The organism is Oceanisphaera sp. IT1-181 (assembly GCF_033807535.1).
GTDB lineage: Bacteria > Pseudomonadota > Gammaproteobacteria > Enterobacterales > Aeromonadaceae > Oceanimonas.
Genome location: NZ_CP136856.1, coordinates 41,156 through 53,712 on the forward strand (window position 1 = coordinate 41,156; position 12,557 = coordinate 53,712).

The following is a 12,557-nucleotide window of genomic DNA, read 5'->3' on the forward strand; positions in this document are numbered from 1 at the left end:
TATCACTCCCCTCGAGCCAGCTGCAACTTCAACTCGGCGACTCCTTCTTCTAAATCTACCTTCACCTTAAAACCTAATTTTCGGGCAAGATTAATCATGCCGCGGTTAGTGGGCATGGTCATGCCGCTTAGGCTGTGAATACCTTTAATACGCGCATAGCGGATTATTTTTTCCATTAATAAGCGGCCTAAGCCCATGCCCTTGAGATCTGAGCGTACTAGGATGGCAAACTCAGCATCTTCGTTGTCGGGGTCCGATATCGCCCTTACTACTGCCAGTATCTTGCCGTCGCTGGCAATGGCGACGAACGCCATCTCGCGGTCGTAATCAATTTGGGTCATGTGTGCTAATTCTTCATGGCCGATCACCACATTGGCAAAGAAGCGCTTATAGCGATCCTCATCGGATACGTTATTTATAAAGTCTTTATGAGCCGGCTCGTCTTCCGGTAATACGGCACGCATTAAGATAATGCTGCCATCTTTAAGTTTTGCCTGCTCTTCCCACTCAGTTGGATAAGGCCGAATGGCGAGTCGCGCTTGGCCTTCTCCCTCGAATGGCTCCAGTTTTAGGCTCACATCCAGTGCGATCAGCTCCTTCTCGGTCGCCAGCAAAGGATGGATATCCAAATGGGTAATCTCTGGATGATTTATAATCAGATGTGAGACTTTAGTGAGCACTCGGCACACGGCTTCCATATCCAGTGATTTATGAGAACGGTTGGCTCTCAGCTTGCCGGTTTTTAGGGCATGAATAACCAAGTAGCGGGCCAGCGTCATGTTCAAGGGTAACAGCGAGACTGCGGCTTGTTCTTCGCCGTCCCAATCAATGCCGCCATCACCTAACAGTATAATGGGACCAAATACTGGGTCTGAGCGCACCGCTATGTGCAGCTCTTGGGAGCCGGCGCGGTGTGCCATACGTTGCACCATTAGGCCGGTAATGCGCGCGCCTGGGTAGGATTGGCTAACTCGGTCAAAAATAGCATCGGCAGATTGCGCCACTTCAGCCGCCGAGCGTAAATTAAGCACCACGCCCGACACGTCTGATTTATGCGCAATATCTGGTGAGCGCAGCTTAATAGCTACCGGATAGCCAATTTGCTCAGCAATGTGTGCCGCCTCTGTGCTATCTGAAGCAATCCAAGTCGGCAGTGTTTGTATGCCATAGGCGGCCATGAGTCGGCTGACTTCGTGGGTATCTAGCTGATAAATATGCTGGGCAAAGGCTTCTTGAATGACCGCTTTCACCGTTTCTTTATCGCTGGGTAGATCGGAAATAGACTCAGGCGTTTCCATTAATAATTTTTGGTTACGTCGATATTCTACTAAGTGCATAAAGGCGCCGGCCGCACTCTCTGGGGTGCGGTAAGTGGGAATGCCGGCTTCGGTAAAGCAGCGTCTAGCTTCAAAGGCGCTGGTTTCGCCTGACCAGTTGGTTAAAATATTAACGCGGCGGGCTCTGGGGTGACTGTGCAACAGCGTAATGATTTCTTTGGCCACTAAGGTGCTAGATACAGAGGCGGAAGGCGCATGCATGATGAGAATCGCATCGCAATCTTCGCTGTCGAGTAACACCTTTAAGCTGTCGAGATAGCGTTCTACCGGAGCATCACCGACGATGTCGATGGGGTTGATATGGGACCAAGCGGCGGGCAGTACCCGATCTAACTGAGCCTGGGTTTGCTCACTTAAATTTGCCAGCTTACCGCCGCGCGCCACTAGGGTATCGATAGCCATAATGGCCGGGCCACCACCATTGGTAAGAATGACTAAGCGTTCGCCTCGTAAACTTTGCGCATGATTGAGCGTTTCTACGGCAGCAAATAAGTCGTGGGTATCGCGTACTCGCAACATGCCGGCGCGCCTAATTGCCGCGTCGTAGGCGGCGTCCATGCCCACATTGCCTCCAGAGTGTAAATGACCGAGGTGGGCGCCGAGTCGCGTCTTACCGCTTTTGACTACTAATACGGCTTTATTGCGCGATGCGGTTCTGGCGGCCGACATAAAAGCGCGAGCGTCTTGCACTGCATCCATATAGAGCAAGATAGAGCTGGTGTGGCGATCGCGGGCCAAATAATCCAACAGTTGGGCGAAGTCGATATCACAGGCATCGCCCAAAGAAATAAAATGTGAAAATCCCACGTCGTTATGACGAGCCCAATCGAGAATAGTCGAGCACACGGCCGCCGATTGTGAGACGAAAGCAATGCGGCCGGGTTTGGCCGGAAAGGGCGCAAAGCTGGCGTTTAGGCCTAAATGGGGCAAGATAACACCCATACTATTGGGGCCTAACAGGCGCATTTTATGGAGGCGGGCGCTGTCTTTCATTTGCTTGAGTTGTTCGGCCGAGGTGCCGGCGGCAAGAATAATTACCGCTCGGCAGCCCTTAAGACCCAATTGCTCGATAATCTCGACGTTTTGAGCTGCGGGCGTACAGACAATTGCTAAGTCAGGAGTGCACGGCAGGCTAGTAATATCCGGATATGCCATTACCCCAGCCACCGCTTCATACTTAGGGTTAACCGGCATAATGGGGCCGCTGAAATTACCCGCCAGCAAGTTTTTCATCACCAGCTTGCCTGCGCCGTTATCTCGATGTGAAGCACCAATTACGGCTATGCTAGCGGGGCTAAATAGGGCATCGAGTCCTTGCAGCGGCATGGGAAGTTCCTTGTGGTAGAGATAATGTAAGCGAGGTAAGGCAGTTAGTTACCTAGCGAGTATGGCGATATAAATAACTATACCACTACAGGGCCACTCCAGGCTGAGCTTAAGATTTGTAGCATTTGGCCTATGCCTGCTGTTAAAGATGTGAACTTGAGAGGTATAAGATGGATCCTTGGTTGCTCTTTATTCCCGCTTGCTTGGCGTTGAACTTAACACCGGGCCCAGATATTTTCTTTGTGCTATCGCAAGCCTTTAGCGAACGACGCTATGCAGGCTTGTGGGCGGCGCTCGGCTTGGGATTGTCCTATCTCGGGCACACCTTATTAGCCGTGGTAGGACTCTCAGCGCTGATCATGCAATCAGCCATTATCTTTAGCGTGATTAAATATCTTGGCGCAGCCTACTTGCTCTATTTGGGCTGGATGAGCTTGCGCACAGCTTCGGCGTTTCATCTGCCGCAGGCACAAAGTAGCGGCAACCGGCGACAAATTTTTTATCGCGGCTTAATGGTCGGTTTGCTCAACCCTAAAGTGATACTGTTTTTTCTGGCCTTTCTGCCGCAGTTTATTCGTCCAGAGTCGGGCTCCGTACCCATGCAATTACTGGCATTAGGCGTGGTGTTTACCCTGACCGCCACCCTGTGTAATGGCGCTTACGGTTTACTTGGGCAGCAATTAAAACGCGGCTTACAGGGGCAAAAACGTGCGTCCGTGATGATGAATCGACTGTCCGGTATTATTATGATGGCCTTAGGAATTCGGCTGATCATGCGCTAGCTACGCGTAAGCTCTCGCTAAATATCGGTTTTATCAAGCAAGTCATAACAGCTGTGAGAATAAGCATTCGAGACCCGTGGCTGCATCGGGTAAAATGGTATAAACGCATCGCTTTCAAGGATTAACAATGCAATTTCCGACCATAGAGGACTTTGTTGGCAACACGCCGCTCGTACGCTTGCAGCGCATGGCCAGCCATACTAATAGCCAAGTGTTAGTGAAGCTGGAGGGCAATAACCCAGCAGGCTCGGTGAAAGACAGGCCCGCATTGAACATGATCAGCCAAGCTGAAGCCCGCGGGGATATTAAACCGGGTGACACGCTGATTGAGTCCACCAGTGGTAACACCGGCATTGCGCTGGCCATGGCGGCGGCCATTAAAGGCTATCGCATGATTTTAATCATGCCTGATAACGCCACCGAAGAGCGCAAGGCGGCTATGTTGGCCTACGGTGCCGAGCTGATTTTGGTGAGTAAGCAAGAAGGCATGGAAGGTGCGCGCGACTTGGCCGATAAGATGGCCGCCGACGGCAAAGGCGTGATCTTAGATCAGTTTAATAATCCGGATAACCCGCAGGCGCACTTTTTAACAACGGGTCCAGAAATCTGGCAGCAAACGGCGGGCACGCTGACGCATTTTGTGTCCAGCATGGGCACTACCGGTACTATTATGGGTGTGTCTCAGTACTTGAAGCAGCAAAATTCAGACGTACAAATCGTCGGCTTGCAGCCTTGCGAAGGCAGCAGTATTCCGGGTATCCGCCGTTGGCCCGAGGCGTATTTGCCGGGCATCTTTGAGCAAAGCCGTGTCGATCAAGTATTGGATATTAGTGAAGATAAGGCGGTGGCCACTATGCTGCGCTTAGCGCGCGAAGAAGGTATCTTTTGCGGCGTTAGCTCCGGCGGTGCAGTTGCCGGCGCGCTAAAACTGGCCGAACAGATTGATAACGCCATTATTGTGGCCATCATCTGCGACCGCGGCGACCGCTATTTATCATCAGGCGTGTTTGGTTAGCGTGAGCGAAGGGTAAAAGCTAAACGGAATTCCGCTCCTTACTAAAATACGTGATGCCCTTGTAGCCGCCCGTCTCTTTGGTAAAGAGGACTTCGGCGGTGCTGCGTTAGCAGCATTTAAAGTACTAACTCTGAATCCGAGATCCTGATGTGCATCAGGAAGACGGCTTAAGAGCAACGGATAGTTTTAAACGATAAACCCAAAAAGAGGCATCATTCGATGCCTCTTTTGTATTCAGATCTGATCTCTATTTTTTCGTGGGTTCCATGTTCTTCCGTGGCAAAAAGGTTAGCTTTTTAAAGAGTTTCGCCTTCGGCGAAATGCGAGAGCAAGCGTTCGCCTACAAAACCCAAACACCTCACGTTACATTAAGCCGCCTCTTAAGCAGTGAGTGCTAAACTGCTATCGGTCACTTGCTGCTCGCCCGCATAGAGGCGGCCGCCTTGGCTGCCTAGATATAAGGTTTGGCCGCGCTTTACGCCAATCAGGTGCTGATGAGGTAATTGCGCTTCCATCAATTGACCTGGCCAATCTTTAGGCTCTAATTCGAGTTGTACTAAACTGCCACGTGCATTGACGTCGGTCACCAATACCGGCAGCGGATGTTGGGCGTTAACCTCAGTGCTCAGGCTAATTTCATGGGGGCGTAAATACCAGCTGGCTGCGCCTTGTTTATGGCTGGCCACCGGTAATTGCAGCGGATAATGGCCCACCTTAAAGCGGCTGCCATTGAGCTCGCCATCTATCTTGTTCACTTCGCCTAAGAATTCCAGCACGAAGCGGCTGGCGGGTTCTTCCCAAATCGCATCGGGCGCGCCTATCTGTTCAACCTTGCCTTGGCTCATCACCACCACTTGATCCGATACATCCATGGCTTCTTCTTGATCGTGAGTTACAAACACGCTGGTGAAGTGCAGCTCGTCATGCAGTCGGCGCAACCAGCGGCGCAGCTCTTTACGTACTTGTGCGTCCAGTGCGCCAAAAGGTTCATCAAGCAGTAATACCCGTGGCTCTACCGCCAGTGAACGCGCCAAGGCTACGCGCTGACGTTGGCCGCCAGACAATTGAGCGGGAAAGCGCTGGGCAACCTGCGACAGCTGGATCATTTCTAACAGCTGATCCACTTTCAGTTTGATATCTTTTTTACTGGGCCGCTGCGCCTTGGGCAAGATGCTTAAGCCAAAAGCGATATTGTCGAACACCGTCATATGGCGAAACAGCGCGTAGTTTTGAAAAACAAAACCCACTTGACGGTCGCGGGCATGCAAGTCGGTCACGTCATTGCCGTTAAAGCTAATGCGCCCGCTGTTGGCGTGCTCCAAGCCGGCAATAATACGCAGCAGCGTAGTCTTGCCGGAGCCGGAAGGGCCTAATAAGCCCACTAACTGGCCGCTGGGCAAATCCAGATTAATATCGTGCAGCACCTGAGTTTTGCCAAAGGATTTATTAATACCCTCAATATGAATGCTCATGCGGTGCTACTCCTGTGCTGCGGCGCTGTGTAAGCGCCACTCAAGATAAGATTTAATTAATAAGGTGAAGATGGCCATCAAAGTTAGCAGCGCGGCGGCGGTAAAAGCGCCGACCGCGTTGTAGTCTTGATGCAATAACTCTACGTGCAACGATAGAGTATTGGTTTCACCGCGAATACCGCCCGCCACGACTGACACGGCGCCAAACTCACCCACGGCGCGGGCGTTGGTTAAAATCACCCCGTAAATCAGCGCCCAGCGAATATTTGGCAAGGTGATTTTTCGAAACAACTGCCAGCCACTGGCGCCGAGTAAGACGGCCGCTTCTTCCGAATCCGTGCCTTGGCTGCTCATTAAGGGCACCAGTTCGCGCACCATAAACGGGCAGGTTACAAATACCGTCACCATTACGATGCCGGGCCAGGCAAACATCAGCTGCATATCGTAACCGTCGAACCAACCGCCCACTGGGCCGTTTACGCCGTACATCAACAGATACAATAACCCCGCCACTACTGGTGATACGGCAAAGGGCACGTCCATTAAGGTGAGCAGTAATTGGCGGCCGCGAAAGTTAAAGCGCGTCACCAACCAAGCTAGTAGGGTGCCAAATACTAAGTTAATGGGCACCGTTAAGGCGGCGACCATCAGCGTTAAGCCAATGGCATGCAGCATGTCTGGTTCATTTAAGTTTTCAATTACGCCACCCACACCGGCGGCAAAAGCACCGGCGATAATGGCCAGCAGCGGCACCACCAATAATAGTATGGTGAGCACGGTGCCGGTACCAATCAAGAACCAACGGCCCCAAGGGCGGGTTGTGGCTAAAGTTAAGGATTGTTCCATTAGCTATTACCTCGTACGCGGCGCATAAAGCGACTTTGAATGCCGTTAATCAAGAACAGCAGTACGAACGAGGCCAGCAAGATCACGCTGGCGATGGCACTGGCGCCCGCCAAATCAAATTCTTGGATCTTGATGAAAATCATCAAAGCAGTAATTTCGGTTTGCCAAGCCATGTTGCCGGCAATAAAGATAACGGCACCAAACTCACCCAAACTGCGGGTAAAAGACAGCGCGGTACCGGTAATTAACGCAGGCTTCAACTCGGGCAACACCACTCGGCTAAATGCCTGCCAAGGAGTCGCGCCTAAGGTGGCCGCGGCTTCTTCGTACTCTGGGCCTAAGTCTTCTAACACCGGCTGTACCGTGCGCACTACAAAGGGCACGCTGGTAAAAACCATGGCAATCACTATGCCCATCCAGGTGTAAGACACCTTAATGCCGAAATCCGCCAACCATTCGCCATACCAACCGTTAGTAGCAAACAAAGAGGCCAAGGTGAGGCCGGCCACCGCGGTAGGCAGGGCGAAGGGCAGGTCCATTAGGCCGTCCAGCAAGGCACGGCCAGGAAAACGATAACGCGTTAAAATCCAGGCCATTAATAGGCCAAACACCATGTTAAACAAGCTGGCAGCAGCAGCGGCGCTGGCGGTGACCTTATAGGTAGCCACAACTCGGGGATCACTAATCACTTGCCAGTATTGTGCCCAGCCCATTTGGCTGGTGTTCATCACCAAGCCGGTAAGCGGTAACAAGATAATCAAACTGACAAACAGCATGCTCGTGCCCAGGCTTAAGGTGAAGCCGGGTAACACTCGCTTAGATGAGCCCAACAGCGCCGCCATGGCTTAGCGTCCCTTTGCCTGTAGCTGGTCTAAGGTGCCGCCGCTAGCAAAGTGATCTTTCATGGCTTGTTCCCAGCTGCCAAATACGTCTTCTACTTTAAACAGCTCGGTTTCTGGGAATTTGTCAGCCACTTCAGCGGCCACTTCTTTGTCGTTTACGCGATAGTAGTGCTTCGCCAAGATGCGCTGGGCATCCGAGCTATATAAGAACTCTAAATAGGCCTTGGCTTCTTTCTCGGTCTTGTTACGCTTTACGTTACGGTCAATCCAAGTGACGGGGAATTCAGCTAACACGTCTACGGATGGGACTATTACTTGATAACCGTCAGCGGCGTACAAGTCGCGAATGTTGTTCACTTCCGATTCAAAAGTGATCAGTACATCACCAATACCGCGGTCGATAAAGGTAGTGGTGGCGCCACGGCCACCAGTATCAAATACCGCAACTTGGTTAATCAACTTGCCCATGTGCTCACGAATTTTATCTTGGTCGCCATCAAACTGTTTATCGGCGGCGCCCCACGCGGCTAAGTAAGTGTAACGGCCGTTGCCTGAGGTTTTAGGATTTGGAAACACCAATTTAACGTCTTCGCGCGTTAAGTCGCTCCAGTCTTTGATATTTTTGGGGTTATCTTTGCGCACCAAAAACGCCATGGTCGATACATAAGGTGAACTGTCGTTCGGCAGACGGGCTCTCCAATCTTCTGGGATCAGTTTGCCTTTTTCATACAACACATCCACGTCAGTTACCTGGTTGTAGGTGACTACGTCGGCGCGCAAGCCTTGTAAAATTGCCTGTGCTTGGCTGGAAGAACCGGCATGAGTTTGCTTGATGGTCAGCTTCTCCCCGGTTTCTTTTTCCCAGTGCGCAACGAAAGCTGGGTTAATTTCGGCGAATAATTCGCGAGCAATGTCATAGCTACTGTTCAGTAGCTCTTTAGCCTGCACAGGAACAGCTGCGCTTAAACCTGCCGTTAGTAGCAGGGTCGCAATCAGTGATTTACGCATGATGCACTCCAGAAACATGAAAGATTGATATGCAACCATACTAATAGATCCATAAGTGATTGATAAGCTGTTTCATATTCATTTTGGTTATATATAAGCAGGGGCGAGTATAATGGACAAGGAGCGCAGCGCCGAGCGCCCGGCGCCAAGCACCCAGCTAAAAGACAAACACTAAAGAATTTTTTGCCACGGAAAAATAGAGATCAGATCTGAAAGAGATTTAATGGGTAGGGCCAAAGAGGGGCTTTGTAGGGTCGAATTTTATTCGACCGGTTTTAGGTGGATTTATCTTTAACGGATAACGTACGACGTAAAGCGTACAGCTGTTCTTATCTCGTCCGCTTCACTCTTTACGCCTCACCCCTCACACATAAAAAAGGCCTGCTGATGCAGGCCCTTTGGCAATCTTGCTATAACTATCAGCGATTTACTGCGCTTGTGGCGCCACCGGTGAAATAGGCTGAGCAGGTTTGGCTATCAAAGAGCGGGTCTCTTCGATGGCTTCGGTGATGATGATCTGCACCGTTTGGCCTAGCTCGTACAAGGTGGCCTTGTCTAAGTAGACGCGGCCATCGTCCCAGCTGCATTCTAAGCGATCGCGATTCGAGCAGATCAGTGATGAAGGCATAAATACCCCAGCACCGTTCTCTTGCAGGCGTAATCTCACACCCCCCCGACCTACATCGACGATATCTGCATCAAAGACTTTACCTTCGGCCACAGCTGGCTTTAAGTAACGCACGTACAGCCAGTCGGCGATATCGCGCTCGGCACGACGATGCATGCGGCGTTGATCCGACAAATGCACCGCTAGCTCATTGCTTGGTACGAAAGCGTTATGATCTTGGTCGGCCAAAATCGCCTTAATTAAGCGATGGTTGACGATGTCGCCATATTTACGAATCGGCGAGGTCCAGGTAGCGTAAGCCGTTAAGCCTAAACCAAAGTGTGGGCCTGGTACTGGGCTCATGGCGGCAAACGACTGGTAACGACGAGTGCGGCTGTCCAGATAAGAGGTTTCGCGCGCATCTACCCAACGACGCAGGGCACAGAAACCTTCTAGCGTGCTGAGTGTTTCTGGCGCAAAGGGTGAATCGTGAGCGGCAAGCAGCTCCACTAAGCCTTCCATTTTCTCGCTATCAAAACCCAAGTGCACGTTAAAAATACCCGTGCCTATGCGCTCGTTTAGCCAGTTACCACAGGCCAAGTTGGCGGCAATCATCGACTCTTCAACCATCTGGTTGGCGATACGACGATAATCTACCAAGATATCTGTCACGTTGCTGTCTGCATCGAGTGCGAAGCGAAAATCAGGGCGGTCTTTAAAGATGATGGCGTGCTGGGTGCGCCACGCAGCGCGCGTGAGCGTGAACGCTTTCATTTGGCGTATTTGCTCGGCAATAATGTCATTAGCCGGCTGCCAATCACCAATTTCGTCAATCCAATTAGACACGTTGTCGTAGCTCAGGCGAGCATGAGAGCGCATAGTGGCAGCGAAGAACTCGGCTTTTTCGTCTACTTTACCGTCATTGTCGATAAACAAGCGCGCGCAGATCACCGGGCGTTCAACGCCTTCTTGTAATGAGCACAGCTCATCAGACAAGGTACGCGGCAGCATAGGAATGTTGCGGCCTGGCATATAAGCGGTAAAGGCGCGTTCGGCGGCCACTTTGTCCATCACGCTGTTATGGGGCACATAGGCGGTAGGATCGGCGATGGCCACCAGTAGTTCCCAGCCATTATCGAGCTTAGTGATGCTCAAGGCATCATCCATATCCAGCGTGGATTCGGCGTCGATAGTGAAGAAAGGCACATCGGTAAGATCGCGACGAGTCAGCGTATCGGGCACTTGCTGCCAATCTTTGTTGTCTTCTGGTGCGTATTTAGTCAATTTGTTGCGGGCCAATACTACCCACCACGGCGCGTTCGGGTCGTCAACGCCGGCGATCACTTCGATAACGTTGGCGAAAAAGCCATTGCCTTTGAGCGGGTGTGAGGTCAGTTCGCCTAATACCCAATCGCCTTCTTTTAAGCTTTTTTCGTCAATGCCTTTAACGGCACGGGCTTTAATGGCTTCGTTCATTAGCGGATGGTCGGGCACCAGATTTAAGCGATCGCGGAACCACTTAACGCGGGCTACAAAAGTAGTGACACCGGCTTCAATTAGGGTCTCTGGTTCAACCAGTTGCCGATCGTTTTCGGTACGCAAGATGGCGGTAATGTGATCGCCATGCATGACTTTTTTCATGTGTGGTGGTGGAATAAAGTAGCTTTCTTTCTCGCTGACTTCTAAAAAGCCAAAACCTTTAGAGGTACCTTTAACCATACCTTCTTTAACATCAAGGTCATCGCGCATTTGTTGCTTTAGCTGAGCTAATAGGGGGTTATTTTGAAACATATATAGAAACCTGTCGAAATATGCAGCTGACTATACGGATTTACCCCTCATATGCCAAGCAGTGCTTAAGCGTAAGAGCAGGGTTAGAGCGGCGTGAGTCCAGCGATAGCAGGCTGTCCTTGTTTATTAATACCAGAGTCCAGCAGGTAGCGGCAGCGACCTAATGCCAGCGCCGCACCCGGCAGCCAGTGATGAGATAAATGGGCTAACTGATGCTGACCTAGGCCACTTTGTAAGCTGTCGCCCAGCATAACTTCTAAACCTAAGTCGCGAGCTTGCGCGGCCAGTTGTTGATTGTGGGCAAGTCCGCCCAACTGCGCGGGCCTAATGATCATCGCCTTAGCGAACGCGAGCTCTGCAATGGCTAAGTTGGGAGCCGTTGCTGAGGTAAAATCGGAGTAGCGGGCGAGGTCGAGCGCCACTGGCATTGAGTATTGTTCGGCTAAGGCTTTTGCGGTTGGCAAGTCGGCGCTGGGATCCAGTAGCCAGTCGATGCGGCTACCATCTATACGCTGCCATAAACCCCCGATTTGCTCCTTATCTAAGCGTCCCGCGGCGTCCAGCACTAAGCGTACAGAGGGTGCTAACAGGCAGAGCTCGCGCACTAAACTGGCGTCGTAGTGCACATCGCCGGTGAGAGTGAGCCAAGCACGCTCTGGATGGACGCGCCGACAGCGCCAAGCGCGCACTAATGGATCTCTTGGGCCCTCCAGTAGCGGTAAAGAAAATAGCGGTAAAGAATGTGGGGTTTGCTGCACCGTTAAAGGTGCCGAGCTCACTTTAGCCAGTGCGCAATCTAGACCAAACTGTACCGCCGGCAATCTGGCCCCATAAGCCAACCCGTGGCGCAAACGCTCAACGGCCACCAGCAAGTCTTGCTCTAAGCTTAAATCGCTGTCGCCTTGTCCATTGGATAAGTCATTAGGCAGAGGTGAAATTTCGCCCCAATGCCCCTCAATTTCCACATAAAAACCCTCACGGTGGACGATAGTGCTGCCATTGATGGTGAGCGGCATGGTCAACGGCAATTGATAGCGATAGAGGTTAATGTGCATAAGTTCTCTACTTCTGAGTGTTGGCTTTTTTAGCTTAACGCTATGCATTTGCTTTCACATACTTACTTTTACATGAAACTAACATGCGTTCAGCGGGCTGGCCAGCATGTAAGGTGCCTTACTGTTTTGCAGCGCTGATAGCGTTGGGGTTAGCCTTTGGAGGAGCAAATATCTAAATGGCACACCGTTTTTTGTAGGGTCGAATTTATTCGACCAGAAATCACCGCGCACTTAACAATCGGTCGAATGAATTCGACCCTACAGTGTAAAGACGTACTGATTTCACCTTCTCGCAGCTTTGCTTTTGTAATCGAGATCTGCTTTACTGACCACTATCTTGTCGGAGTGCTCTATATGGGCTGAGACCACAGTAAGTGGGATCCGTTGAACCTGATCAGGCTAATACCTGCGTAAGGGAAGCAAGTGAGAATTTGGCGTTTACCTCCTCTGCCAAGTTCTTCATCAACACTCCTGAC

At 51.3% G+C, this 12,557-nt stretch carries 9 protein-coding genes and 1 riboswitch; of the genes, 2 read left to right on the plus strand and 7 right to left on the minus strand.

The features are described 5' to 3' along the window. Window positions 1-2: 2 nt before the first annotated feature. The gene (locus tag R0134_RS00150; protein WP_319782920.1) at window positions 3-2,663 is read right to left on the minus strand and encodes a bifunctional acetate--CoA ligase family protein/GNAT family N-acetyltransferase; all 2,661 of its coding nucleotides are present in this window, start codon (window positions 2,661-2,663) and stop codon (window positions 3-5) included. A gap of 170 nt (window positions 2,664-2,833) precedes the next feature. Here R0134_RS00150 and R0134_RS00155 point away from each other — a divergent pair, with 170 nt between their 5' ends. Together R0134_RS00155 and cysM are read left to right on the plus strand one after the other, a co-directional pair. Next, entirely contained in the window at window positions 2,834-3,445 is a 612-nt protein-coding gene (locus R0134_RS00155) for a LysE family translocator (RefSeq protein ID WP_319782921.1), read from the plus strand. Window positions 3,446-3,572: 127 nt separating this feature from the next. Then, complete coding sequence (cysM, locus tag R0134_RS00160) at window positions 3,573-4,460, plus strand: cysteine synthase CysM (RefSeq protein WP_319782922.1); 888 nt, start codon at window positions 3,573-3,575, stop codon at window positions 4,458-4,460. 380 nt (window positions 4,461-4,840) lie between these two features. On the opposite strand, the gene cysA is transcribed toward cysM, so the two are convergent. The 6 genes from cysA to R0134_RS00190 all read right to left on the minus strand — a co-directional run bounded on the left by cysA (window position 4,841) and on the right by R0134_RS00190 (window position 12,081). After that, on the minus strand, window positions 4,841-5,932 hold the full coding sequence (cysA, locus tag R0134_RS00165) for a sulfate/thiosulfate ABC transporter ATP-binding protein CysA (RefSeq protein WP_319782923.1): 1,092 nt from the start codon (window positions 5,930-5,932) through the stop codon (window positions 4,841-4,843). Window positions 5,933-5,938: 6 nt separating this feature from the next. Next, window positions 5,939-6,778, minus strand: coding sequence for a sulfate/thiosulfate ABC transporter permease CysW (cysW, locus tag R0134_RS00170; RefSeq protein WP_087035802.1), 840 nt, complete (start codon window positions 6,776-6,778; stop codon window positions 5,939-5,941). Continuing rightward, window positions 6,778-7,620, minus strand: coding sequence for a sulfate/thiosulfate ABC transporter permease CysT (gene cysT / locus R0134_RS00175; protein ID WP_319782924.1), 843 nt, complete (start codon window positions 7,618-7,620; stop codon window positions 6,778-6,780). The genes cysW and cysT overlap by 1 nt, the downstream gene beginning before the upstream one ends. A gap of 3 nt (window positions 7,621-7,623) precedes the next feature. Further along, window positions 7,624-8,628: a thiosulfate ABC transporter substrate-binding protein CysP gene (gene cysP / locus R0134_RS00180; RefSeq protein WP_319782925.1), complete on the minus strand. Its 1,005-nt coding sequence runs from the start codon at window positions 8,626-8,628 to the stop codon at window positions 7,624-7,626. Between the two features lie 427 nt (window positions 8,629-9,055). Next, window positions 9,056-11,026 (minus strand): exoribonuclease II, encoded by a 1,971-nt coding sequence (locus R0134_RS00185; protein ID WP_319782926.1) that lies wholly within the window; start codon window positions 11,024-11,026, stop codon window positions 9,056-9,058. 83 nt (window positions 11,027-11,109) lie between these two features. Then, window positions 11,110-12,081 carry an o-succinylbenzoic acid (OSB) synthetase gene (locus R0134_RS00190; RefSeq protein ID WP_319782927.1) on the minus strand — a complete coding sequence of 324 codons (972 nt, stop codon included), beginning with the start codon at window positions 12,079-12,081 and terminating at the stop codon, window positions 11,110-11,112. Window positions 12,082-12,412: 331 nt separating this feature from the next. Continuing rightward, a riboswitch (TPP riboswitch) is annotated at window positions 12,413-12,517 on the plus strand. The last annotated feature ends 40 nt before the right edge of the window (window positions 12,518-12,557 follow it).

Bases quoted from the DNA above. Each gene is read 5' to 3' on its own strand.
- R0134_RS00190 (WP_319782927.1), bottom strand. From the start codon at position 12,081: ATGCACATTAACCTCTATCGCTATCAATTGCCGTTGACCATGCCGCTC.
- R0134_RS00155 (WP_319782921.1), top strand. From the start codon at position 2,834: ATGGATCCTTGGTTGCTCTTTATTCCCGCTTGCTTGGCGTTGAACTTA.
- cysM (WP_319782922.1), top strand. From the start codon at position 3,573: ATGCAATTTCCGACCATAGAGGACTTTGTTGGCAACACGCCGCTCGTA.
- cysW (WP_087035802.1), bottom strand. From the start codon at position 6,778: ATGGAACAATCCTTAACTTTAGCCACAACCCGCCCTTGGGGCCGTTGG.
- cysA (WP_319782923.1), bottom strand. From the start codon at position 5,932: ATGAGCATTCATATTGAGGGTATTAATAAATCCTTTGGCAAAACTCAG.
- cysT (WP_319782924.1), bottom strand. From the start codon at position 7,620: ATGGCGGCGCTGTTGGGCTCATCTAAGCGAGTGTTACCCGGCTTCACC.
- R0134_RS00150 (WP_319782920.1), bottom strand. From the start codon at position 2,663: ATGCCGCTGCAAGGACTCGATGCCCTATTTAGCCCCGCTAGCATAGCC.
- R0134_RS00185 (WP_319782926.1), bottom strand. From the start codon at position 11,026: ATGTTTCAAAATAACCCCCTATTAGCTCAGCTAAAGCAACAAATGCGC.
- cysP (WP_319782925.1), bottom strand. From the start codon at position 8,628: ATGCGTAAATCACTGATTGCGACCCTGCTACTAACGGCAGGTTTAAGC.